Genomic DNA, 22,296 nt, shown 5'->3' with positions numbered 1-22,296 from the left:
GGTCAGCGCTTGCCGAGTACTCGGTCGAGACGCCTGACATCCTTCTCCTCGGCGCCATCACGCATGCAGCTGGTGATCGCCGACAGCACCGCCGCGATCCGCCGGGCGCGCGTGTCGTCTCCCTTGGCGCTCCCGACGTGGTGCGCGAGCGCGCGTCTGCGGCCTGGTGTGAGCGCCTGCCACCGCTCTTGGCCTTCCGGATCACGCGCCAGGGCGCGCTGGAGGTCTGCAGGAAGGTCCACCCGCTCCTGGTCGGCAACCCTGAAGCGGAACGATACGGGGTCGCCAACGTCAAGCCCGCCGATCTTCAGAACTTCGGGTGATACGATCAGATAGTAGCGTCCGTCACCGGCGGGAATGAAGGCGTTCTCGACCGGGATTTCGGCGAGTTCGCCCTCGATCCGCAGCTGCGGATAGCGATCGAACGGCAGGCTCGCCGCAAGGTCTGCCGGAAGCCAGACGACGTTGTACCAGATCTTGCGTGTGCGCCCCACGCCGTGGCGGTCGATCGGCGCCTCGAACTCATGCTCGAAGAAGCTCATGCGGCGCGCGGCAGGCCTTGCGCCGGTGTGCCCGCATAGCCGGTGTGCGGCGGTTCGGCGAAACGCTTGAGTCCTTCGAGGTCCTTGACGTGCATGGCGCGGGTCCAGCGCACGATGCCGGCGACACGCAGAAGCAGATTGAACGGGCGGGCGATGAGATTGGTGAAGTGCAGGATGACCCGGGTCGATTGCTGATCCACCGGTTCAAGGCGGAACGTCACGACCGGCCTTTGCGGTGGCCCCTTGCTGGTGAGCGTCAATTCGACCAGTCGGTCCTGCTCCAGCCGGGTCACCTCCTGCTCGCCGAAGCGATTGCCTTTGCGATCGAGGTAAATCGTCTTTGCTCCAAGCGCGCCGTCGCTCCCCTCGACGCCGCAATCCGATCCGGTTTCGCTCGGCCAGGCCGACCATTGCATCAGGCGCGACTGGTAACGGATGTGGTCGTAGATTTCGGGCGCGGGTGCGGCGACAAGAATGCGCTCTTCGTAGTCGACCTCCGGCGGCACGAGAACGACGGCGAGCGCGATGATAAGTATCGCACCGATGGCGACAGTCACGAGAATATCCACGGCTTCACCTTGCTTGATTGATCATGCCGCACTATCTTGACAGTCAAGATGTTTGAGAGTCAAGATAAATCGGAGCCTGGCGAATGACGCAGGCCGCGCAGCAGGCGACAACGGCCTGCCGGACGCTTTATACGGCTCTGAATGAGCTAGATCACCACGCCTGCGGACTGCTCGGAATCAGCCGCAACGATCTCGCCTGCCTCAACCTGCTCGAGCGCGGCCCGGTGCCCGCCGGGCGAATCGCTGCGGCGCTCGGGCTGACCAGCGGATCGGTTACAACCATGATCGACAGACTCGAGCGTCAGAAGCTGGTCGAGCGCATGCGCGACGCAAACGACCGCCGCTCAGTGCTGGTATCGGCGACGCCGCGCGTCTTCGAGACGATCGGACGCTTCTACGCCGGCTTTGCGCAAAGGCTCGAAGCCTTGGTTGATGCGCGATCGCCGGAAGAGCAAGAGCAGATGATCGAAAGCCTCTCGGCAGTTGCGCAGTGCTGTGCAGACCATGTCGCGGCGCAATCGCTCCATGCCGCAAAGTGACGACTAACCCGTATTCGTTCGGACGGTCGCCCTGCGTGTTCGCAGCGGTTTGCGGGCATCGCCGTCCGCTGTCGGCTCCAGGCCAAGGATCGCCTGGATTGCGCGTCGGACTGCGGGAGCGGCGGCGGCAAGCTCGTTCTCGTCGTGCGAAATGCCCATCACGCCGATCCCTTCGACGAGCGCGGTGATGGCGAGCGCCGTGCCCTCGGGATCGATTTCGGCAGGAATGCGTCCGCTCGCCTGCTCGCGACGGATCAGCGCCGCCAGTCCCGCATTGACGTTCCGGTAGAGCGACGAAACGGATTGCGCGACCGCCGGATTGCGCGAGGCTTCAGCAAAGACATCGAAGGCGAGACTGCCGTCGATTCCGTAATCGCCAAGCTCGAATTCGGGATCAAGCGCGTTGAGGATCGCTTCGGCCAAGGGTCCGTTCTCGCCCAAGGCCTGCAGCGTCGCTGTCGCCTGTGCACGGTCCTGCGACGCGATCGCGGTGACGATTTCGTCCTTCGACCCGAAGTAGTGGTAAAGATGACCCGGGCTCATGCCCGCCGCCTTGCAGATGTCGCCGATCGAGGCGCCCGCGAATCCCTTGGCGCGGAAGCATGCCAGCGCCGCGTCGAGTATCTGCCGCTTTCGCAGTTCGGTGTTGTCGGGATCGGCCTTGCGCATCAGCTTCTTCTAGCGGCCATCGTCTCCGGCTCCAAGCCATCTTAGAGTGATCGATCTAAATATCTTGACGGCGAGGCTGCGGCGCGCGATAGGGCCGTTCCTAGAACGAACGCTCTAGGATTTGAAGCGGGACACTGTGTGACCGAACTCGCCGCGACATTATACTTACCCGCGCTGATTGCCCACTCGGCTTGGCGCTGGGTCGTGCTCGCGCTGCTGGTGTGGGCTATGCTGGCCGCCTTCACCGGCCGCCGTGCCCGCCTTGCCGCGCGCTTTGCCGTGCCCGCCGCCGATATGCAGCTGACGCTCGGCCTGCTGCTCTATCTCTGGCTCAGCCCGCTCGGCAGCGGTGCGATGACGGCGGGCGATCTCACCGGCGAGGCCGGCTTCTTCGCCATCTTCCACTTTGCCGCAATGGTGATCGCGCTCGTTGTGATCCATGTCGCCGGAATTTCCGTGCGCCGCAGTCTTGAGCGGCGCGGCGGTGTGCTGTTCGCCGCTGCGCTCCTCCTCACGCTCGTCGCCATTCCCTGGTGGCGACCTTTGCTGCGCTTCTGAAGGAGCCTCGCCTTATGGATTCCACCCTCATCCTGTTCGCACTTACCAACGTCGTCGTCGGAGTCGCTTTCATCCTGCTCGCCGGGCTGCTGCCCGAACCATGGCGGCAGCGCTCGATGGCGATGCTCGTTGGCTTCGGGTCGGGTCTCTACTGGGAAGGCGCGCTCGGCGGCTGGGAGTATCTTCCGATGCTCGCCGGCCTAGCGCTCGCGCTACTGGGCCTGCGCTGGTATCCGGCAATCGGTCTCGCCTGGCTGGTCCATACTGCAAACGATATCGCGCATCATGCCTATGGCGACCCGCTCCTTGCGTCGATCCCCCTCTCCTCCTTCGGCTGCGCTGTCTTCGACCCCGTCATCGCAATCTGGTTCTTCGCAGGCGCGCCCGACCTGATCGGAACGGTTCGCAGGCGGCGCGCCCGCAGCATGGCGGCCTGACATGCCGGATGAACATCCTCCCTTCAGGCTGCGGACGCCGCTTGGCCGCCTCCGGCTCGTGTCACGCATCGAAGGCACCACTCTCATACTCCTCGTGGGTATCGCTGTCCCGCTCAAATACTTCGCCGGATATCCCGACGGCGTAAAACTGACGGGGCCGGTCCACGGCGCCGCGTTCATCACCTATCTGCTCGCGCTCGCCGAGGCGACCGCTGCGGGAGGGTGGCGACCGCGTGAAGTGCTGCGCACCGCCTTGCTCACCATCATCCCCTTTGGCCCCTTCTTCAACGACCGCTTTCTCGCCGCCAAGGCGCTGGCGCTCGAAAGTCAGAAAAGAGCATGACCGAAAATCCGGACCCTACCTCGCCCGATGCCGATGCTCCTCCGGAGCCGAAGGCATCTCCGCTCTCTTCTCCCAGAACGCGTGTCGTCCTTGGCGTCGTGCTGCTCGGGCTCCTCGCCGGTGCGCTCGCCTGGGGCTGGTCATACTGGACGTCCGGCCGCTTCATGGAATCGACCAACAATGCATATCTGGCCGCAGACTCGGTAACGCTGGCTCCGCGCGTCTCGGGCTATCTCGACCAGGTGCTCGTCGACGATAACGAGAGCGTGCGCGCAGGCCAGATCGTGGCCCGGATCGAGGCGGGACCGTTCGAGGCTGCGCTCGCCGAAGCCGAAGCCGATCTCGCCGCACGCCGGGCCGACCTCCTGCGCATCGAGGCCGAGCTGCGGGCCCGCGGCGCCGCGACCGATGAAGCGCGCGCGCGTCTCGCCGTCCAGCGCAGCGCTGCCAGCCTCGCCGATCGGGAAGCGCAGCGCGCCAGCGCATTGGCGCAGAATGGTGCCGGGACCCGCGAGCGCAGTGATGCGGCGAATGCCGAGCGCGATCAGGCCCGCGCGCGCGTCCGCGCGGAGGAGGCGGCCGTGCGCACGTCCGCCGAGACCCGTTCGACGCTGACGGCGCAGCTCGCGCAGGCCGAAGCAGCCATTGCCGCCGCCGAAGCGCGGGTCGCATCGGCACGGCTCGACCTTGAAGCCACCGAACTGCGCGCACCGCGTGCGGGACGCATCGGCGACAACATCGCCGAGGCCGGGCAATACGTCCAACCCGGAACCCGGCTGATGACCGTCGTTCCGACCGGCGAACTCTACATTACCGCCAACTTCAAGGAGACTCAGCTTGGCCGGATCCGCCCCGGCCAGCCGGTGCGCATAGAGATCGACGCCTTTGCCGGCGGAGAGCTGACCGGGGTGGTCGACAGCCTTGCTCCGGGAACCGGCGCAACCTTTGCCTTGCTCCCTCCTGAAAACGCCACCGGGAACTTCACCAAGATCGTCCAGCGCGTGCCTGTGCGCATCATGCTGCGGCTTTCGGCAGAGCAGCGCGCCCGGCTCGCTCCCGGACTGTCCGCCGAAGTAACGGTCGACACACGCGAGGCGCGCCGGTGAGCACAGCCGCAGCCACAACCGGGGACATGCAGGTCGCCAAGCCGAGCGCGAACGCGCGGCTCGGCGACTGGATCGCCGTTTTCGCCGGCGTGATCGGCGCCTTCATGGCGGCGCTCGACATCTCGATCGTCAACGCCTCGCTGCCGCAGATCCAGGGCGAGATCGGCGCCTCGGGTACCGAAGGGACATGGATCGCCAACAGCTACCTCGTCGCCGAGATCGTGATGATCCCGCTCACCGCCTGGCTGGTCCGCGTGTTCGGTCTGCGTTTGCTTCTGGTGGGCTGCACGGCGTTGTTCGTCGTTTTCTCCGTGATCTGCGGGATCGCCGACAGCCTGACGACGATGATCTTCGGGCGTGTCGGGCAGGGCTTCTTCGGCGGCGCCCTCATCCCTTCGGCGATGACGATCATCGCGCTACGGCTGCCGCCGCACCAGCAGGTGCAGGGCTTTGCGATGTTCGCGATGACGACGCTGCTGGCGCCCGTGTTCGGTCCACTGCTGGGCGGCTGGCTGACCGACAATATCAGCTGGCACTGGCTCTTCTTCCTCAATGTGCCCGTGGGGATCATGCTCGTCATCATGCTGCTGTCGGCTTTCCCCGCCGAACACCCGCGGCTCGCCGAGCTCCCGCGCGCCGACTGGATCGGGATTATCGGGCTGTCGCTGTTTCTCGGCGCCGGCACGGTGGTGCTCGAAGAAGGACAGCGCGAAGGCTGGTTCGAGAGTGACCATATCGTGATGCTCTCGCTTGTCGTCGCGGTCGGCGCGGTGCTCACGGCATGGTCGCAGCTGCGTCATGCCGATCCGGTCCTTCGTCTCCGGCTGCTTGCCGAGCGGAGCTTCGCCGGCGCTTTCGTCGTCAGCCTGATCATGGGCGGCGCCTTCTATACCGTGCTCTACATCATCCCGATCTTCCTCGGGACGATCGCAGGCTACAACGCTGCCCAGACCGGGTGGGTGACGATGTATTCCGGGGCGGCCGCGATGGTGGCGATGCCGCTTTTTCCCCTCCTCATGAAGTATGTCGACGTCCGCCTGCTGGTCGCCGCCGGTCTCATCCTCTTCGCGATCAGCTGCTTCATGGATGTCGACATGACCGCGGCCTCGGGCGGCGACCAGTTCTTCTGGTCGCAGGTGCTGCGCGGGTTCGGGCAGATGCTCATCTTCCTGCCGCTGAGCCAGGCCGCGCTCGCCGGGATTGCTGCGGAGGATACCGCCGATGCTTCGGGCCTGTTCAACATCGCCCGCAATCTCGGCGGCTCGATCGGACTTGCGGGAACCGCCATCCTGATCGATCTGCGCCAGTCGTTCCACAGCGCCGAGATCGGTCAGGCGGTGACCGCCAACAGCCCGCTGGCGGCCGAGCGCCTGTCGCAGGGCGCGGCACCGTTTCTTGTCGAATCCACCGACAGCACACGCGCCACCATCGCCAGCTTCCGGCAGCTCGCACTTTTCATCGAGCGCGAAGCGCTGGTGATGACCTATGCCGACGCGTTCTGGCTCTTCGGCATCGCCATGATCTGCGCGGTCCCCGCCGTCCTGCTCCTGAGAAAGCCGCCCGAGGGGGCGGGAATGGCGGTCCACTGATGCTGACGCAGCGCCTTCTGCCCTTGTCCGCGCTCCTGCTTGCGGGCTGCGCGACCGTCGGACCGGACTATGCCGGGCCGCCCGATCCTGCGCCGCTCGCGCGCTCCGGCGCGCCGTTCGTGAATGCCGATCCGGAGGCGTCGGCGCCCGTTATCTCCGAATGGTGGCGCGAGTTCGACGACCCGGTGCTCGACCGGGTGATGGCGCAGGCGCTGGCGGCCAACCGCACGATCGAGGCCGCCGAGGCGCGGCTCGCGCAGTCGGAAGCGCTGGTCAGCGCGCGGCGCGCCGAGCGGGGCCCTTCCGCGAGCGCGGAAGCCCGCTATGCCCGCACCCGCCCTGCGATCGCCGCCTTCGGTGTCGAGGTGCCCGGCTTCGAGCCGCAGGATATCGACCTGTTCGATGTCGGCCTGAGGGCGAGCTGGGAGCTCGATCTTGCCGGTGGCCGGCGCCGCTCGCTGCAATCCGCGATTGCGGGTACCGAGGCAGCGGGCGCCGCGCTCGACGATGTTCGCCTCAGCGTGCTCAACGAGACCGCGCAGGCCTATGTTGCGCTAAGGGAAGCGCAACAGGAGCAGGTGCTGGCCGAAGGCGATCTCGCCGCCGCCGACCGCCTTGTCGAGCTGGTCGCCGAACAGCGTCGCCTCGGCGTTGCCAGCGACCTCGACACGCGGCGCAGTGCAGCCGAACGCGCGCGCGTCGCCGCCACGCTCCCCGCGCTCGAAGCCGACGCCGAGGCAGCGCTCGCCCGGCTCGCGGTGCTGACCGGCAAGGAGCGCGGTGCCCTCGATACCGATCTCCTCGGCCATGGCGTCATCCCCACCGCCGCTCGCACGACGTTCCCTGCGGAACCGGCCGCAGTGATCCGCCAGCGTCCCATATCCGCGCAGCCGAACGCCGCCTTGCTTCAGCGACCGCCGAAATCGGTGTCGCGACCGCCGATCTGTTCCCCAGGATCAGCCTGCTCGGCAATCTCGGCTTCCAGGCGAACGCACCCGACGCGTTTGGTTCGGACAGCTTCACCTATTCGATCGGTCCACTGCTGAGCTGGAGCCTGCCCGATCTTGGCCGCGTGCGCGCGCGGATCGCCGAGCGCGAAGGGCTGCGAGACGAGCGCCTGGCCGAGTACGAGCAGACGGTGCTCGCCGCGCTCGCCGATGTCGAGACGGCGCTCGCGCGCCATCGCCAGGCCCGCCGCGAAGTGGCCGCGCGAAGCGAGATTGTCGCTCTCACGGCCGAAGCGGCGCGGCTCGCACGCACCCGATATGAGCTTGGCGCAGCGACCCTGATCGACGTGCTCGATGCAGAGCGGGTGGCAATTGCGGCGCGCCGCGATCTGGTCGGTTCGGAGGCGCGACTGGCGCAGAGCCACGCCGTCCTCAGCACAGCGCTTGGTCTCGGCTGGCGCCCGGCCGAAGCCACTCTATCGGGCTCGCCGTGAGTCGACGCCGGCAACCCATGACCGCCGCTTTTGTCGCAGCGCTGGCGCTGCTGCTGAGCGCGCTCATACCGCAAGGCTACATGCCCGCGCGCGGTGCGGATGGCGCCATCACCATCGCCATCTGCGCCCCGGGCCTGTCGCCTGCCGAGCATGCGCGCGTTCAGGCCGAGGCCCAGGCGCGTTTCGAGGCTGCGCTTGGCGAAGATCACCGGGGCGATGGCGACAAGGATGAGCCGAACACGCACTGCCCCTTCGGAGTCCTCGCAGCACCCGCGCTGGCGTCGCTCGCGCCGAAGCTCGACGTTCCTCAAGTCGCACGCAAAGCGCTTCCGTCGATCCTGACGACGACCATGGCGATCGGTCGCGGCCTCGCCGCACCGCCGCCGCCTTCCACGGGACCACCCCGACTTTCCTGATCGTATCACGCCCCGGCGCTGCAGCACTTGCAGCGCCGGTTCTTCGCGTTCCCTCCTTCAGGAATGTTCTATGCTACTCCCGACCAGACCCTGCGGTCCGCTGCTGGCGGCCGTCCTGCCCTGTCTCGCTTCCCCCCTTGCCGCCCAGTCCACAGACCCCGGGAACTCCGAACCCGAACCGGCCGGCCCAACGATCGTCGTTACCGGCGCGCTCGAAAGCCGCAGCCTGCAGTCGCTCGATACGCCCGGGCTAGGTCTCGCGGTCGACGCCGACCAGATCGCCGCTGTCAACGCGATCAACACCGAGGACGTGATCCGCTACGCGCCCGGTCTCGTCGTGCGCAAGCGCTATATCGGCGATGCGAACGCCACGCTGTCGCTGCGCAACATGCATACAACGCAGACGCCGCGTGCGCTGGTGAGCGTGGACGGGTTCGTAATTGCCAACTTTCTGGGCGCGAGCTTCGATACCGCGCCCAAATGGGGCGTGCTCGCACCGGGCGACATCGCCCGCGCAGAGATCGTCTACGGTCCGAGTTCCGCGCGTTATTCGGGCCATGCGCTGGGCGGCGTGCTGCGGCTCGAGACCGAGCCGGTATCCCGGACCGCCGTCTCGCTCGGCGCCCAGAGCTTTTTCCAGAGCTATCGCTACTACGAGACCGACGAAGACCTGTTCGGCTACGCGCTCGACGCGCGCGCCGATCTCGCGCTCGGCAGCGGCGGCATTTCGTTCGCCTGGCGCCATTTCGAGAACGAAGGCCAGCCGCAGCAATGGCGCACCGTTGCCCCTGGAACCCCCTATGCCGCTCAGGCGACCATCGACGATGCGCTCGGTTTCCCCTTGCGGATCGCGGCGCAGGACAGCGTCGTCGATGCGAGAGAAGACCAGTTCCGCCTGCGCGCGAACCAGGAACTGGGCGGCGACTGGGAGCTGCGCGCGCTCGCCGCGCTCCTGCTCGACCGCGACGGGACAAGCGAGCCCAAGAGCTTTCTCACTGACGGCGATGGGCAGCCCACTTTCGTCGGGATCGCCGGGGTGACGCTGGGCCGCAGCCGCAGCGCAGAACTCCTCGCCGGGCTCGGCTTGAAGGGTCATCTCGGTGACTGGTCACTCGACCTTGCCGTGAGCCGCTTCGAGACGCTCGACGACCGCAGCCGCCAGTCCGACCCCGCTGATCTCGCCACCGGGCTCATCCCGCAAGGCGGGATCGTCACCGACGAGAATGCGCGATGGACGACCATCGAGCTCACGGTCGAACGCGCCATCGGGCCGCACCGCCTTGCGCTTGGCGCATCCTATGCGGGCTATGCCGGAAGGAGCCGCACAGCACCGGTCTCCGACTGGCGGACCGCCGCGCCCGGCCCGGTGCGCAACGCCTCGGGCGGCAAGTCCGAACTCATTGGCCTGTTCGTCGAAGATGCGATCAGCCTGACACCCGCTCTCGAGGCGACGCTGGGGCTTCGCTACGAGCGCTGGCGCGCGGCGGACGGCTTTCTCCAGAACGCCGGCGCACGGGTCGACTATCGCGGGCGCACCGACGCAGCATGGTCCCCCAAGGTCGCGCTCGCCTGGCGCGTGTCCGACACAAGCGAGCTAAGTGCCTCGCTCGCCTGGGCGACCCGATTCCCGACCATTGGCGAGCTCTACCAGGCCTCGCTGATTGCCTATGGTCCTAATGTCGGCGAGATCGATCTGGGCGGCTTCGATCCCGATCTCGCGCCCGAGCGCGGGTTCGACATGCAGGTGACAGCGCGCCAGCGCCTCGGCACGATCGACCTGACTCTGAGCGGCTACCGCCAGAATGTCCGGGATACGCTCTTTGGCCAGACCATCCTCGTTGCCGGCCCCGGCGAAGTGCCGGTCAGCCAGTCGCTCATAACCAATATCGGCGCGGTCGAGACCTGGGGCGTCGACTTCATCGTCGCGGCGGAGGACGTAGTGATCGAAGGTCTGTCGTTCGATGGGAATATCTCGTGGATCGATGCGAGGATCGAAGGCAATCCACTCAATCCCGCACTCGAGGGGAACCGCTTCCCGCGCGTCCCCGAATGGCGCGCCAATGCGTCGCTGCGTTACGCTGTGAGTGATGCGTTCGAACTGGCGGCCAGTGTCCGCCACCAGAGCACGCCCGAGCGCAATCTCGAGAACAGCGCCTCCTCGCGCTGCGACACCTTCTTCTGCGTGTCCTCTTTCGCTTTCGTCGATCTCAAGGCGAGCGTCGATTTCGGGCCGTTCGCGCTCGACCTTGGCGTCGACAACCTTCTGGGCGAACGGGCTTTCGTCTTCCACCCCTATCCCGGTCGAACCTTCGTTGCCGGGCTGCGCTGGACCGGAGGTCGGCCATGACGCGGCGGCACAACGCATCGCGGGAGGTGTGGCTGCGCACTGTGTGGCGCTGGCATTTCTACGCCGGCCTGTTCGCCATCCCCTTCATCCTCTGGCTCTCGGCCACCGGCGCGATCTACCTGTTCAAGCCGCAGATCGAGGCGTGGCTCGACCGGCCTTATGACAATCTCGCCGTTACCGGCGCGCCGCTCGCTCCCTCCGAGCTGGCACAACGCGCGCAGGCGGCTGTGCCCGGAGCGGTGCTCCACCGCTTCGTGCTGCGCGCGGAGCCGGACGATGCCCAGCGCATCATCGTCGGCAAAGGCGCGGTCGAAACCCGCATCTACCTGCACCCCGAGACCGGTGACGTGCTGAAAATCGTCGGCGAGGAAGACCGCCTGATGCGGGTTGTCTTCCGGCTGCACGGCGAGCTCATGATGGGGCGCTGGGGATCGCTTCTTGTCGAGACTGCCGCGAGCTGGACCATCATGCTGCTGCTCACCGGGCTCTACCTGTGGTGGCCGCGCGGCCGAAGGAAGCGGGCCGGTGTGCTCTACCCGCGCCTCGCCGCCGGAGGGCGGCTGTTCTGGCGCGACCTCCATGCGGTCACCGGACTGTGGGTGTCGCTGGCGGCGCTGTTGCTGATCTTTTCCGGCCTGCCCTGGGCGAAGAACTGGGGCGACTATCTCGATGCGGTGCGTGCCGTCACCGGCCAGAACGCCGAGACGCAGGAATGGTCGCGCGGTGCCGAGAGCGATGCGCAGCAACGCCTGACGCTCGACCGCAGCCTGCGTGCGGCAATGAACGATCATGCGCACCATGCGGGCATGACTGGCGGCGATGCCATGCCGGATGTACAGATTGGCCGGGAGATCGACCGCGTCGCCGCAACCGCTTTAGGACTGCACCTGCCCCAGCCCGTCGAGATCGCGCCGCCGACCGCCGGTTCGCGCATGTGGCAGGCCCGGTCGATGACCGCCGACCGTCCCGAACGCGCCGAAGTCGAGATCGACGGATCGGACGGCCGGGTCATCGGACGGCGGGACTTTTCCGATCGCCACTGGATCGACCGGACCGTCGGCTACGGGATCGCGCTCCACGAAGGTGCGCTGTTCGGCCTCGCCAACCAGCTGGCCGGCGCGCTCACTCTGCTGGGACTGGTGACGCTTGCCGTGTCGAGCATTATTCTGTGGTGGCGGCGCAGGCCGGTCGGCGTGCTCGGCGCGCCGCCCTCCATCGGCCCGGCACCCCGGGCACCGGCGCTTGTTGCCGCGGTGCTGGGCCTGGCGCTGCTTGTACCGATGTTCGGGTTGACCCTCGCGCTGATCGTTTTTTTCGAGAGGGTGGCTGTCCGCCGGCTGCCGCGCATCGCAGACTGGCTGGGGCTCCGCCAGCAGGGCGTGATGCAGGTCTCGTCAGCATCACTCCGGCCGACAACGAAAGGTCCTAATCATGATTGACCGACGCACCTTTGCGGCCTTCGCCGCGCTTGGCGCCATTGCGCCGAGCCTCGCAAGTGCCCGCGTGCGGGCCCAGACCGCAGCCCCGCCGCCGCCGGACCTTCCGCCGGTTCACGACATGTCGGCCTGGCCCGCCGACTGGACCGGCGACGAGCTCGTCGTCATGCTGGCCTATCCTGGCATGACCGCGCTCGATCTTGCCGGACCGCAATACATGTTCGCCAGCCTTGCCGGCGCGAAGGTGCTGATCGCGGCAAAGACGCTGGACCCCGTCGTGACCGACACACGCCTCTCGATTCTGCCCGATATCACGCTCGATGAGGTGCCGAGCGCACCCACCATCCTGTTCGTCCCTGGCGGTATATCGGGTACGCTGAAAGCGATGGAGGACGAAGAGACGATCGCGTTTCTTGCCGCGACCGGCAATCGCGCGACCTATGTGACCTCGGTCTGCACCGGCGCGCTTCTGCTCGGGCAGGCGGGACTGCTCGCCGGATACCGGGCCACAACCCACTGGCTCGGCATGGGCGCGCTTCCGGCCTTCGGCGCAACAGCGGTCAGCGAGCGCGTCGTCACGGACCGCAACCGGATCACCGGCGGCGGCGTGACCGCTGGCATCGATCTCGGCCTTGCCCTCCTCGGACGGCTGCGCGGCGACGACTATGCCCGCGCGGTCCAGCTGCTCGCCGAGTATGCTCCGGTGCCGCCGTATGACAGCGGCACGCTGGACACCGCACCGCCGCAGATCGTCGCGCGAATGCAGGCAATGTTCCCTGGTTTCGAGGCGCATGTCCGCGCGATCGCACAGCGGCGCCGCACGGCGCGCTGATCTAGGGCAAGGCGGCGACAAGCGCCGCGATCTGATCGAGCCGGCGGTCGTGAAACGCGGCGACCGCCTTCGCCAGATCGGCATCCTGTTCAATGCAGGCCTCACGGAGCCGCGCCAGCTCGCTCTCGGCATCCTCGATTACAGCGGGCTCGATGGTGCGCAGCGAATGCAGGCGTTCCCCGAGTGCCCAAACGACATAAACAAGCGCGCCATTGTCCGACCGCCTGGCGAGTTCGCCAAAGAGCGCATTCACCGATCCGGCATAGTCGGCTTCGTCATCGGGGTCACCAGGCTCGAAGGGGTCGGACGGTTGCGCAGCGAGCGCGTGCATGACGAGCATATGGTGCAGTGCCAGCATGTCGCGCGCGGCCTTTTCGGTGAGGCGCGGAACCCTGTATCCTTCTCCCGGCCGCATCACCACCAGCCCCTCGCCCGTCAGACGGTTGAGGCAGTCGCGCACAGGGGTCGCGCTCACGCCGTAATCCTCGGCGATCTTCTGCGCCTCGAGCCGCGTCTCCTGCGGCCACCGGCCGCTCATGAGCTCGCGCTTCAGCCGCTCATAGGTCGGCTCGAGAACGTGCGCCGGGCTCATTGCCCGCCGCGCCGCGCTCCGGCAAACGCTGCGACCATTTCCGCCTGGTCGGGGCGCAGCGCGTCGGCAGGACCGGGCGCGGCCCCCTGCTGATCGCGCAGGAGCAGCGAGGGGCACTTGCCCTCGTGATTGCCGAGATTGGGGCGATGCTGCACATAGCCGGCCAGCGCGGCGAGCTCCTCGGGGAAGTCGCGCGCAACGGCGGGGGGATAGGCGAGCCATGGATTCTCGTGCGGCTTGAGCCAGCCGAGGCTGTAGCCCACGACCACGCCCCGGCGAACGGCGTGCGACCGGTTCGCCCCAGCACCGTGAATGGTCGAGCCTAGGAAGCAGATTGCGCTGCCCGGCGCGCACGCAGCGACCTGCGGCTCTGGCAGATCGGCGAGGTCCGAAATGCCCTCGCGATGTGTTCCGGGATAGATCCGCGTAGCCCCGTTTTCGGCCGTAAAGGAGTCGAGCGGCCAGATCACATTGAGCAGATATTCCGTCCCGTTCTTCGCCACCGGCCACATATCGTCGTCGCGATGCGGAAACTGCTCGATCTCGCCCGGATGGATTTCAATGAGCTGCGCGACGTTGAGCTGGATCCGCTCGCAGGCCGGACCGAGCACCCGGTGTGCCAGCGCCAGGACCAGTGGATGCAGGATCAGATCGCGGGCGTGGACGGAGCGCCGCGGCAGCCCGCCGATCCGCTTGGTGCGATAGCCGTAGAAATCGCCGGTGCAGAACGGCGCTTCGGCAAGAACGGAAGCGACATCCCCGGCCAACTGGCGGCAGGTAGCGTCGGCGAGATCGGGAATGATGCAATAGCCGTCTTCAAAGAGCCGCGCGGCCCAGATGTTGGTGTCAGCGGGTGTCATGACCGCGTCTCCATCGCGCTTTGCACAAGGTAGTCGGCCGGGCGCAGCATGCCGGTCCTGGCAAGGGCGCCGGGCGTCGTCTCGTCAATCATGATCCTCAGACCAACCAGCGCCTCGCCGCAGAGCCGTCGGCTCGGTCCGAGCGCCTCGCATTGCCAGCCGAACCGGGCGATCTGCTCGAACCACGGGACGCTCGCCACGGCGGTGTAGCTGGCGACCCCATCGCCAAGCGCGTGGCTGACCAGCGCGCTCACCAGCTGGTCGCGCGCGAGCCGCCGTTCGCTTCGGGTGAGCTCAGGGTCGATGCAGAAGCGGGTAATCTCGCGAATGGAGCGGCCCCTTGGCACAGCGTCGGCGCACAGGCTCGGAAAGAGGTCGGCGAGGATGTGGGGCCCGTCCGATCGCAGCAGGCGGGTCGACGCAAGATGCGCGCCCTGGTCATCGAGCAGCACCAGATAGGTCGCATCGGGCGTGTCGAACTGGTCGATCTCGTACTGGCCTGCGAGGACCGGAATGTCCCATTTGAGCAGATCGACGAAGACGCGTTTTCGCGCCGCGAACATCGCCCTTAGTGCCGGATGAGCGATCGTCTCGGGCAGGGTCTCTTCAAGTATGTGCATGTCTTTGACCTCGACTTTCTCGAGGTTCAGATCAGCAGTCCCGGAGTATTTTTCCCATACCAAGAACTGGGTAAGCGCCGCGCGGACTAGCCGTCCCGGGCCTGGTGTCGCAGGCGGCGGGATGGCCGAGAACCCGGGAGCCGGAAGACATCGGCGAAACCGATCACGCCGTCGAACAGGGCGGAGAGGACGAGCGACTGCTTGCAGTGCACAGCATAGCGCTCGCGCGCGAGCTTGAGATGCTGGATGACCGTCTCGGTACTGATCCCGAGAATGATCGCGGTCTCGGCAGCGGTCTTGCCGCGCGCGGTCCACAGCAGGCATTCGCGCTGCCGGTCGGTCAGCCGCGCTGTCGCGGGTCTTCGGACAAGGCCGGACAGCCCCAGCGCACAGGTGAGGGCAAGGGCAGCCACGAGTTCCGCCACGGGCAGCGACGGGGCCGGCAGCCGCCGTCCGGGCCGGACCACGAAGCTGCATGTCCCGCGCGCAAGCCCGGGAAGGTTGCGCGGGACGGTGAAGCCGTCGTCAAGCCCGCATTCCCGGCCGATGTTGAGCATCTGGCGGTCCCCGCGCGTGAGCGGAATAAGGCTGCCGATCTCGCCCCATGCGAAGCCGATGAAGCTGTGGTCGCAGGCGCGCCGCACCGGATCGCGCCCGGCGAGCTCGAACCCGGTGTAGATCCTCGCCCATTCAGCAGGATAATTGTGGAGCAGGAGCTCGGGCGATGCCGCCTCAAGCGCACAGGCTTCGAGCGAGAGGGCGAAATGATCGAAGCCGAGAGCGCCGCATATCCGTCCGAGCGCGCGTTCGAGATCGACCGGATCCCGCGTGCTGTCGAGTTCGGTCGAGAAGTCACCAACCAGCTGTAACGTCATCACCATGCCGTTCGACCGGTCGCGCGTCACCCGAGCCGCCGCGCGCCGATCGCCTGGTGAGAGGCCGGATCACGCGGTCCCAATCCACAGGTCCGGCCGGTTACCAATGCAGTCCCGAAGGACCCGGGATCTTGCTGCCATTCGCCCAATTCTTGCGAAGCAGAATAAAATATACCAAATATTGCGCACAAGGAAAGTTCGGATTTTCCGCTACTTGGCCTTCATGGGCCTAGCGCAGCCTTCTTTCGCAGCGCGCCGGAGAGCTTGGTCCGCCCCTGGAGCAACTCGAGATAGCCCGAGCGCCTGAGACGCCTCGCTTCGGCGACGAGCCGCTGCACCTGTCGACGCTCCGAAGAGCCCTTCCACACCGCCGCCCGCATCGGTTTCATGGCGGGAAAGACAATCTCCTCGGCGATCTGTCGCTGGCTCACTGCGCCCAGGCGATCGAGGATCGCGAGCAGCCTTGCGAGGCGAAAGCGCTGATTGGGGGTCGGTTCGTTAAGAGGCGGGCCGCCCTTGAGTCCGGCAAGGGCCGCAATCGCATCAAGCCTCGCTGCCAGCCCCGCCCCGGTCATGATCCTGAAGCCGTCCCCGGCGCCTGCGGCGGTGTCCGCCTGCAGGCGCAGCCGATGCCGTTGGCCTCCTTTCTCCAGAACGGCATGCACACCGCGCCGATCCTCGCGCCTGGCGACGATCTGCATTTCGCCAATTAGGTCTTTGGGCAGGTCAGCGAGACGGCGCACGCCAACGAAGATCGCAACGCACGGCGCGGTCGCAGGCCGCCAGAGCGCGGGAACTGCCCGCGGCTCGGCGTCGGGTTCGAAAACGAAAGTCCAGCCCCCAATGCTGCAAGGCAGCCGGTTCGGACAAGCGAAGCGTCGCCCACTGTCGGCGATAGAGCGGATTGCGTCTGAGGAATTCCTGCGCGAAGTCGGCGAGGTCGTGCCGGGCGAACGCCGCTGCCGTTTGTGCTGATCCCTTCATCGGACACCCCCTGAGAGAAGGGGTGCTAGAAAGCCCATGGGAAACCGGCCATTCCCCGACCAGGGGCGGCGGGTCCCCAGAACTGGGGATTGCGCATGCCCGACGCTACGGAATCCCGGGCCTTGCAATTATGGCCTGTTCGTTCCAGAAAGCCGTAGCGCAGAACTATTACTGGCGTGTGTCTGCGCGGAATTGTCCGCCAGAAATCATTCACACCGGTCCCGGAGGGGGTCCGGTGGCCATATCGGACCAGGGTGCGCCTGCACCTGAACGACGGCAAAGCCTCTGGAGCCGGCGCGGGACTTGTTTCCGGCAGACCGGCTGCGCCTTTCGGCCTCTTCATGAATGTCTTCTCGGCGACCCGCCGACCCTGTTCTCACACAGCGCCATCTGCACAAGCTCCCGTCAAAGCCGCCCGAAGCAGCGATCGATCGCGCGCAGCCCTCGATGTGCTGTTTCGCAGCGAGCGCGCCTGGCTTTTGGCGTTCCTGCGCCGCCGCGTTGGCCATGAGGACGCCGAAGACCTGCTGCAGGAAGTCTTTCTGCGGGCTGCAACAAGCCGTCATCTGGGCGAGCTCCGAAACCCCGGGGGGTTCCTGTGCCGCATCGCCCAGACCGTCATTGCAGACAGGGCGCGGCGCACCCGGTGCCGTATATGGACAGTTCCGATTGAGGTTGATGGGCATACCTGCTGCGATGGAGAGCAGGAAGCCCGCCTACTCGCCGAGGCAGCCGAAATTGAGTTCGAGACTGCGCTTAACGAGCTACCGGAGAAGACAAGAAAGGTCTTCCGCCTGAACCGGAGCGTCAGGCTCACCTATCGTGAAATCCAGGATGAACTCGGGCTTTCCTGCGGCGGTGTCGAGTATCACATGATGAAAGCCTTGGCGCATCTGCGCAGCGCGCTCGCGTCAGATTGATCTTCGGGAAGCAGCATTCGAACTGGATCGGCGGCACGAATAATTGCGAATGAAACTAAGGTGCCTGCCAAGACATGCGTCAAGCCCTGCGAGGCGAGGTCGAAAAGACCCGTCGATAGCCGTGAGGGAGAATTTGATGCGTATAGAAGGACGGACTGTTGCTTTGATCTTGTCAGGGGTCGGTTTGGTTGGCCTTTCCAGTCAAGCAGCTGCGCAACAAGCAGACGAAGAGATGGTCGAACGGCCGGACATTCAGCACGAATCGGGAGGCGAGGGAGACGAGGTGGCGGTCCCGATTGTTGTCACCGGTACGCGCATCAGAGGTGCGCCGTTGGTTGGTGAAGTCACGAGTATTGATCGTGAAACAATTGTCGAGGCGGGCCAGATCGATCTTGGCGAAGCAATCCGTGCGCTGCCTCAAAACTTCGCCGGTGGCCAGAACCCCGGCGTTGGACTGGGCTCGGGCATAAACCAGAACATCAATTCGACATCCGCCGCCAATCTTCGCGGCCTCGGGCCGGATGCCACTCTGACCCTGCTCAACGGTCATCGCCTGCCCTATGATTCCGCCTATCAGGCGATTGACATATCGGCGATCCCGCTCGCTGCGGTCGACAGGATCGAGGTCGTCCCTGATGGTGCTTCGGCGCTCTACGGGTCCGACGCGGTCGGAGGGGTCATCAACGTGATCCTGCGGCGTGACTTTGACGGCGTGACCACTTCGGCACAAATCGGGACCAGCACCGACGGAGGTAACTTCAGGCAACAGGCGGATGTGGTAGCCGGCAGGGCATGGAGCAGCGGCGGCGTCGTATTTGCCTATGACTTTGTAAACAACTCCGCGATCGAAGCGCGCCAGCGCGATTACACCGATGACCTCATCCCCGGCTACACGCTTTTTCCCTCCATGGAGCGGCATGCCCTCACCCTGGCCGCGCATCAGCAAATATCCCCGGGCATCGAGGCGAGCATCGACGCGCTCTATTCAAGGCGGACATCACGCTTCCTGCAGGGCACCGCTGACTCCACCGGACTGCGCACGCCAGAGGTGGAGGCTTTTGCCCTGGCGCCTTCGGCAAAAATCGATCTCGGCGCAGGCTGGCAGGTTACTGTGCTGTCAGTGTTCGGCCGCGACCGTACTGACCTGAGGGCTGTTTTCACTCCGCAGATCGGCTCGGTGCCTGTAAATCGCGTGCGCTACTTCAACGAGATCTTCTCGATCGAAGGGGGCGCCGAAGGTCCGCTGTTCGCATTGCCGGGTGGCAGTGCGCGGCTCGCGGTGGGGGCCGGCATCCGCAACAATCGTCTAGACGGAGGCCTCAACGACGCCTTCTACGACTTCGATTTCGACGCCGAGCAGCGTGCGCGCTTTGCCTATGGCGAACTCTTTCTTCCCTTTGTCACGGGTCGCAATGCGCGGCCCGGTGTAGCGCGGCTGAGCGTTTCCGCGGCAGTACGCTACGAGGATTATCCTGGTCTCGACGAACAGGCGGCTCCACGTGTCGGGCTCATCTACGCTCCTCTCGATGGACTGACTTTCAGGGCGAGTTGGGCGCGATCGTTCAAGGCTCCCACCCTTTATCAGCGTAATCTGTTTTCTGAGACCTACCTCGTTCCGGCGCCGTGGTTCGGCGTCGGCACCGCTGGCGAAACCATTCTGTTCGTCAGCGGTGGCAACCCTGATCTAAAGCCCGAGCGCGCTGAGAGCTGGACGATCGGCTTCGAGATCGAACCCAACGCGGCGCCCGGACTCAGATTGTCGGCAACACTTTACGATATAGCCTACGAGGACCGCGTCGTAAGCCCGATCTCTGGCGGACTTGCCTCCGCCTTTACCAACCCTGGTTTCGCAAGCCAGGTAACCCTGTCACCGAGCGAGACAAGTCTGAGCGAGCTCATCGCGCAGTCGCAGTTTGGTCTGCAGAACCTGACCGGCGATGATTTCGACCCCAGCTCAGTCTTCGCCATCCTCGACAACCGGGAGACCAACATCGCGGCGTGGAGCGTTCGAGGCGTCGATCTCGGGGTAGGCTGGGATCGATCGCTCGGTTCTGATCAGTCGCTCGGCATCGATCTATCCGGGACATGGCTCGACAGCGCCCAACGGGTCACACCGACACTACCTGACGTTCAGCTATCCGGCACCGTCTACAATCCGCCACGCTACCGCGCGCGGGGATCGCTTCGGTATCAGTCGGGTCCCCTCACAGCCAACGCTGCGGTCAACTACACCGGTGGTTTCACCGATGAACGCTCCGTTGGCGGCGGAACGGTTTCGCCGAGCGCGACCGTAGATCTGGGCCTGCGTTACGCCCTCATCCGCAGCGAGACCCGCGATCCTGGCCTTGAATTGGCACTCACTGTGCAAAACGTCTTCAATGACGAGCCGCCGATCATCACGCAATCCGCCCCAAGCAACGTGCCGTACGATTCAACCAACTTCTCGCCCGTTGGTCGGTTTATCGCCTTCGGCGTGCGGAGGCATTGGTGATCAGCGTACTGCTTGCAGCCGCCCTGTTCCCGGGAATGGTCCCGGCCGCCCCTGCTGCCCCCACGATCGAGGACCCATGCGACTTCGAGACGGTCACACCCATCCGCGGTGATCAGCGGCAGCGAGATGTCGATCTCGCCGATCTGGCGTCGCTTGCCGATATCGGCCGGGCGAATGCCGGGACTGCCCCGAGCGCGTTTGGCATTTCGCCCGCTGGGGACAGGGTTGCTTTCCTTGTGGCGAGGGCCAATCCGCAGGCCAATGCCTATTGTCGGCAGCTGCTCGTCCTCACCCTTGATTCGAATGAGGCACCGCGCGAGATCGACCGGGGCGGTGAATTCATGCACGATGATTTCCCCCTGCGTGATTTTGCCTCGGTGACGGCGGGCTGGGAACGCGCGACCGAACCGCGCTGGTCACCCGATGGCACGCGGATCGCCTATCTGAAGCGCGAGGAGCAATCGACCCAGATTTGGCTCGCCGATCCCTCGGGGGAGGCAGACGCGCGTCGGCTTACCGGCCTGCCCGACGATGTAACCGAACTTGTCTGGGTGCCCGACGGGAAGGGGTTGGTAGCTGCAACGTGGCCGGGCTTGCGGCGCGAGGCCGAGGAGATCGCGGTGGAGGGATTGCGCGGCTTTCTGTTCGACGCGCGCTTTTCCCCGCACTTCGCATCACGTCCGATCCCGACAGATGCGGGACCACCGGTCTACAGCTGGGTATCAGCTATCGATGGACAAAGCCGCCCAGCGACCGAGGCCGAAATCGGTTTGCTGAGGCCCAGTTTCCAGGGAGCGCCATCTGGAGATGTTCTGCTCTATCGCGAGGGACCGCGCGGTTCAGCCGCGTGGCTCGAGCCCGAAGATCCCGAACGATTGCTCAGCCCGACACGATTGGTTGTCCGCAATCCGGACGGACAACACTTGACCTGCCAAGCCGATATGTGCGGTCACATCCAGGGCCTGTGGTACTCGGAAACCGCCAACGCATTGTTCGTGCAGCAGGCGAGCGGATGGGCGCGCAGCGAGACCACGCTCCTACGCTGGGATATCGGAGCGGCGGCACCGAAAAGTGTTATTGCGACGCGCGATGCGCTGCGAGGGTGCCGTGAGCATCGCGGCGAATTGCTTTGCGCGCGCGAGAGCGCGACCGAGCCCCGACGCATCGTCGCCATCGAGATGACAACCGGGGCTGATCGTCTTGTCTTCGATCCTAATCCCGCATTTGCAGATATGCGCTTCGGTTCGATCGAGCGATTGCAGTTTCGCAATACGGCCGGCGTCGAAAGCTTTGCCGACCTGGTCTTGCCGCCCGACCATCGGCCCGGTGACCGCCATCCGATGGTCATCGTCCAGTACCGCAGCCGCGGGTTTCTGCGCGGCGGTACCGGCGATGAAGTGCCCATATTCGCGCTAGCTGCCCGCGGCTTTGCCGTGCTGAGCTTCGATCGCCCTGACTTCCTGCCAGCTGCCTATCGCGCTACAACCGACGTCGAACTCGCGACTTTGGCCGGCGACCAGTGGGCGGACCGGCGGCAGGTCCAGTCCTCGCTCGAAATCGCCATCAACAGGGCGATAGCCACCGGCGCTGTGGACCCCGACCGGATCGGCATTACCGGTTTCAGCGACGGCGGCGCTACGGCCCAGTTCGCGATTGTCAATTCGACGCTGTTCAAGGCCGCCGCACTCGGCTCGTGCTGCGAGGATATGTACTCTTACGCGCTGTCCGCAGGCCCGCGGTTCACGCAATATCTGCGCGAGGTAGGATACGACCCGCTCGCTCTTGAGGACCGCCATTCCTGGACCCCGATGTCTCTGATCGCGAACCGGGACGGAATTGAAACTCCGATCCTGATCCAGGCAGCCGACAGCGAATACGAAGGCGCGCTCGACGTAGTCGAAGTCTACAATAATGAGCGCAAGCCGATCGAAATGGTCGTCTTCCCTGACGAAACACACATCAAATGGCAGCCAGCCCACCGTCTCGCCATGTACGAGAGGGTGGTCGAGTGGTTCGAGTTCTGGCTTGCCGGGCGCATGAACTGCGCGCCCTCGCGCGAAGACCAGTATCAGCGCTGGCAAACGATGGCCGGGGCGCCCAGTCCAGACACGCTGCGGTGTTCTGCCTGAT

General features: G+C 65.7%; 23 protein-coding genes and 1 pseudogene. 15 read left to right on the top strand and 9 right to left on the bottom strand.

Annotated elements, in window-relative coordinates; all coding sequences use genetic code 11:
• Window positions 1-2: 2 nt before the first annotated feature.
• Both K3174_RS04110 and K3174_RS04105 read right to left on the bottom strand, forming a co-directional pair.
• Window positions 3-542 carry a YdeI/OmpD-associated family protein gene (locus K3174_RS04110; protein ID WP_221555860.1) on the bottom strand — a complete coding sequence of 180 codons (540 nt, stop codon included), beginning with the start codon at window positions 540-542 and terminating at the stop codon, window positions 3-5.
• Window positions 539-1,111 (bottom strand): SRPBCC family protein, encoded by a 573-nt coding sequence (locus tag K3174_RS04105; protein WP_221555858.1) that lies wholly within the window; start codon window positions 1,109-1,111, stop codon window positions 539-541. The genes K3174_RS04110 and K3174_RS04105 overlap by 4 nt, the downstream gene beginning before the upstream one ends.
• A gap of 83 nt (window positions 1,112-1,194) precedes the next feature.
• Here K3174_RS04105 and K3174_RS04100 point away from each other — a divergent pair, with 83 nt between their 5' ends.
• Window positions 1,195-1,650, top strand: a complete 456-nt coding sequence (locus K3174_RS04100; protein WP_221555856.1) for a MarR family winged helix-turn-helix transcriptional regulator — start codon at window positions 1,195-1,197, stop codon at window positions 1,648-1,650.
• Between the two features lie 3 nt (window positions 1,651-1,653).
• On the opposite strand, the gene K3174_RS04095 is transcribed toward K3174_RS04100, so the two are convergent.
• Window positions 1,654-2,319, bottom strand: a complete 666-nt coding sequence (locus K3174_RS04095) for a TetR/AcrR family transcriptional regulator (RefSeq protein WP_221555838.1) — start codon at window positions 2,317-2,319, stop codon at window positions 1,654-1,656.
• Window positions 2,320-2,457: 138 nt separating this feature from the next.
• On the opposite strand from K3174_RS04095, the gene K3174_RS04090 reads away from it, so the two are divergent.
• The 11 genes and pseudogenes from K3174_RS04090 (at window position 2,458) to K3174_RS04040 (ending at window position 12,824) form a co-directional block, all read left to right on the top strand.
• On the top strand, window positions 2,458-2,877 hold the full coding sequence (locus tag K3174_RS04090; protein ID WP_221555836.1) for a hypothetical protein: 420 nt from the start codon (window positions 2,458-2,460) through the stop codon (window positions 2,875-2,877).
• A 14-nt stretch (window positions 2,878-2,891) separates the two neighbouring features.
• Window positions 2,892-3,314 carry a DUF6010 family protein gene (locus K3174_RS04085; protein ID WP_221555833.1) on the top strand — a complete coding sequence of 141 codons (423 nt, stop codon included), beginning with the start codon at window positions 2,892-2,894 and terminating at the stop codon, window positions 3,312-3,314.
• Window position 3,315: 1 nt separating this feature from the next.
• Window positions 3,316-3,657 carry a DUF3817 domain-containing protein gene (locus tag K3174_RS04080; protein ID WP_247711871.1) on the top strand — a complete coding sequence of 114 codons (342 nt, stop codon included), beginning with the start codon at window positions 3,316-3,318 and terminating at the stop codon, window positions 3,655-3,657.
• The gene (locus K3174_RS04075; protein ID WP_221555829.1) at window positions 3,654-4,763 is read left to right on the top strand and encodes an HlyD family secretion protein; all 1,110 of its coding nucleotides are present in this window, start codon (window positions 3,654-3,656) and stop codon (window positions 4,761-4,763) included. The genes K3174_RS04080 and K3174_RS04075 overlap by 4 nt, the downstream gene beginning before the upstream one ends.
• Entirely contained in the window at window positions 4,760-6,352 is a 1,593-nt protein-coding gene (locus K3174_RS04070; protein ID WP_345719579.1) for a DHA2 family efflux MFS transporter permease subunit, read from the top strand. Before K3174_RS04075 ends, K3174_RS04070 begins: the two co-directional genes overlap by 4 nt.
• Window positions 6,352-7,110: pseudogene (locus K3174_RS04065) on the top strand (TolC family protein); the annotation flags it as partial. The gene K3174_RS04070 and the pseudogene K3174_RS04065, both read left to right, overlap by 1 nt.
• Before the next feature lie 122 nt (window positions 7,111-7,232).
• On the top strand, window positions 7,233-7,793 hold the full coding sequence (locus tag K3174_RS04060) for a TolC family protein (protein WP_345719591.1): 561 nt from the start codon (window positions 7,233-7,235) through the stop codon (window positions 7,791-7,793).
• Between the two features lie 17 nt (window positions 7,794-7,810).
• Window positions 7,811-8,209, top strand: coding sequence for a hypothetical protein (locus K3174_RS04055; RefSeq protein ID WP_221555818.1), 399 nt, complete (start codon window positions 7,811-7,813; stop codon window positions 8,207-8,209).
• A 70-nt stretch (window positions 8,210-8,279) separates the two neighbouring features.
• Window positions 8,280-10,556 carry a TonB-dependent receptor gene (locus K3174_RS04050; protein WP_221555816.1) on the top strand — a complete coding sequence of 759 codons (2,277 nt, stop codon included), beginning with the start codon at window positions 8,280-8,282 and terminating at the stop codon, window positions 10,554-10,556.
• Window positions 10,553-11,995 carry a PepSY-associated TM helix domain-containing protein gene (locus K3174_RS04045; protein WP_221555814.1) on the top strand — a complete coding sequence of 481 codons (1,443 nt, stop codon included), beginning with the start codon at window positions 10,553-10,555 and terminating at the stop codon, window positions 11,993-11,995. Before K3174_RS04050 ends, K3174_RS04045 begins: the two co-directional genes overlap by 4 nt.
• Window positions 11,988-12,824, top strand: coding sequence for a DJ-1/PfpI family protein (locus tag K3174_RS04040; RefSeq protein ID WP_221555812.1), 837 nt, complete (start codon window positions 11,988-11,990; stop codon window positions 12,822-12,824). Before K3174_RS04045 ends, K3174_RS04040 begins: the two co-directional genes overlap by 8 nt.
• 1 nt (window position 12,825) lies before the next feature.
• On the opposite strand, the gene K3174_RS04035 is transcribed toward K3174_RS04040, so the two are convergent.
• From K3174_RS04035 to K3174_RS04010, 6 genes are all read right to left on the bottom strand, one after another.
• Window positions 12,826-13,416 carry a GntR family transcriptional regulator gene (locus K3174_RS04035; protein WP_221555810.1) on the bottom strand — a complete coding sequence of 197 codons (591 nt, stop codon included), beginning with the start codon at window positions 13,414-13,416 and terminating at the stop codon, window positions 12,826-12,828.
• Entirely contained in the window at window positions 13,413-14,276 is an 864-nt protein-coding gene (locus tag K3174_RS04030) for a phytanoyl-CoA dioxygenase family protein (protein ID WP_221555808.1), read from the bottom strand. Before K3174_RS04030 ends, K3174_RS04035 begins: the two co-directional genes overlap by 4 nt.
• The gene (locus K3174_RS04025) at window positions 14,273-14,896 is read right to left on the bottom strand and encodes an acyl-homoserine-lactone synthase (RefSeq protein WP_221555806.1); all 624 of its coding nucleotides are present in this window, start codon (window positions 14,894-14,896) and stop codon (window positions 14,273-14,275) included. The genes K3174_RS04030 and K3174_RS04025 overlap by 4 nt, the downstream gene beginning before the upstream one ends.
• Window positions 14,897-14,982: 86 nt before the next feature.
• Window positions 14,983-15,801 carry a LuxR family transcriptional regulator gene (locus K3174_RS04020; protein WP_345719578.1) on the bottom strand — a complete coding sequence of 273 codons (819 nt, stop codon included), beginning with the start codon at window positions 15,799-15,801 and terminating at the stop codon, window positions 14,983-14,985.
• 191 nt (window positions 15,802-15,992) lie between these two features.
• Window positions 15,993-16,514 (bottom strand): DUF2285 domain-containing protein, encoded by a 522-nt coding sequence (locus K3174_RS04015; RefSeq protein WP_221555804.1) that lies wholly within the window; start codon window positions 16,512-16,514, stop codon window positions 15,993-15,995.
• Window positions 16,498-16,755, bottom strand: coding sequence for a transcriptional regulator domain-containing protein (locus K3174_RS04010; RefSeq protein ID WP_221555803.1), 258 nt, complete (start codon window positions 16,753-16,755; stop codon window positions 16,498-16,500). Before K3174_RS04010 ends, K3174_RS04015 begins: the two co-directional genes overlap by 17 nt.
• A 254-nt stretch (window positions 16,756-17,009) precedes the next feature.
• Here K3174_RS04010 and K3174_RS04005 point away from each other — a divergent pair, with 254 nt between their 5' ends.
• The 3 genes from K3174_RS04005 (at window position 17,010) to K3174_RS03995 (ending at window position 22,295) form a co-directional block, all read left to right on the top strand.
• On the top strand, window positions 17,010-17,675 hold the full coding sequence (locus tag K3174_RS04005; RefSeq protein WP_221555801.1) for an RNA polymerase sigma factor: 666 nt from the start codon (window positions 17,010-17,012) through the stop codon (window positions 17,673-17,675).
• A gap of 136 nt (window positions 17,676-17,811) precedes the next feature.
• On the top strand, window positions 17,812-20,166 hold the full coding sequence (locus K3174_RS04000; RefSeq protein ID WP_221555798.1) for a TonB-dependent receptor plug domain-containing protein: 2,355 nt from the start codon (window positions 17,812-17,814) through the stop codon (window positions 20,164-20,166).
• Window positions 20,163-22,295, top strand: coding sequence for an Atxe2 family lasso peptide isopeptidase (locus tag K3174_RS03995; protein ID WP_221555790.1), 2,133 nt, complete (start codon window positions 20,163-20,165; stop codon window positions 22,293-22,295). Before K3174_RS04000 ends, K3174_RS03995 begins: the two co-directional genes overlap by 4 nt.
• Window position 22,296 lies beyond the last annotated feature (1 nt).

The sequence above is a fragment of the Qipengyuania qiaonensis genome, assembly GCF_019711515.1.
Taxonomy (GTDB): domain Bacteria; phylum Pseudomonadota; class Alphaproteobacteria; order Sphingomonadales; family Sphingomonadaceae; genus Qipengyuania; species Qipengyuania qiaonensis.
Note: the sequence above shows the minus strand (reverse complement) of the source record. Positions and strands in the feature narration are given on the sequence as shown.

What these genes read in the sequence shown, in the direction of transcription:
- K3174_RS04110 (WP_221555860.1), bottom strand. Translation starts at nt 542, where the DNA reads ATGAGCTTCTTCGAGCATGAGTTCGAGGCGCCGATCGACCGCCACGGC.
- K3174_RS04100 (WP_221555856.1), top strand. Translation starts at nt 1,195, where the DNA reads ATGACGCAGGCCGCGCAGCAGGCGACAACGGCCTGCCGGACGCTTTAT.
- K3174_RS04095 (WP_221555838.1), bottom strand. Translation starts at nt 2,319, where the DNA reads ATGCGCAAGGCCGATCCCGACAACACCGAACTGCGAAAGCGGCAGATA.
- K3174_RS04085 (WP_221555833.1), top strand. Translation starts at nt 2,892, where the DNA reads ATGGATTCCACCCTCATCCTGTTCGCACTTACCAACGTCGTCGTCGGA.
- K3174_RS04080 (WP_247711871.1), top strand. Translation starts at nt 3,316, where the DNA reads ATGCCGGATGAACATCCTCCCTTCAGGCTGCGGACGCCGCTTGGCCGC.
- K3174_RS04075 (WP_221555829.1), top strand. Translation starts at nt 3,654, where the DNA reads ATGACCGAAAATCCGGACCCTACCTCGCCCGATGCCGATGCTCCTCCG.
- K3174_RS04055 (WP_221555818.1), top strand. Translation starts at nt 7,811, where the DNA reads ATGACCGCCGCTTTTGTCGCAGCGCTGGCGCTGCTGCTGAGCGCGCTC.
- K3174_RS04050 (WP_221555816.1), top strand. Translation starts at nt 8,280, where the DNA reads ATGCTACTCCCGACCAGACCCTGCGGTCCGCTGCTGGCGGCCGTCCTG.
- K3174_RS04045 (WP_221555814.1), top strand. Translation starts at nt 10,553, where the DNA reads ATGACGCGGCGGCACAACGCATCGCGGGAGGTGTGGCTGCGCACTGTG.
- K3174_RS04040 (WP_221555812.1), top strand. Translation starts at nt 11,988, where the DNA reads ATGATTGACCGACGCACCTTTGCGGCCTTCGCCGCGCTTGGCGCCATT.
- K3174_RS04035 (WP_221555810.1), bottom strand. Translation starts at nt 13,416, where the DNA reads ATGAGCCCGGCGCACGTTCTCGAGCCGACCTATGAGCGGCTGAAGCGC.
- K3174_RS04030 (WP_221555808.1), bottom strand. Translation starts at nt 14,276, where the DNA reads ATGACACCCGCTGACACCAACATCTGGGCCGCGCGGCTCTTTGAAGAC.
- K3174_RS04025 (WP_221555806.1), bottom strand. Translation starts at nt 14,896, where the DNA reads ATGCACATACTTGAAGAGACCCTGCCCGAGACGATCGCTCATCCGGCA.
- K3174_RS04010 (WP_221555803.1), bottom strand. Translation starts at nt 16,755, where the DNA reads ATGAAGGGATCAGCACAAACGGCAGCGGCGTTCGCCCGGCACGACCTC.
- K3174_RS04000 (WP_221555798.1), top strand. Translation starts at nt 17,812, where the DNA reads ATGCGTATAGAAGGACGGACTGTTGCTTTGATCTTGTCAGGGGTCGGT.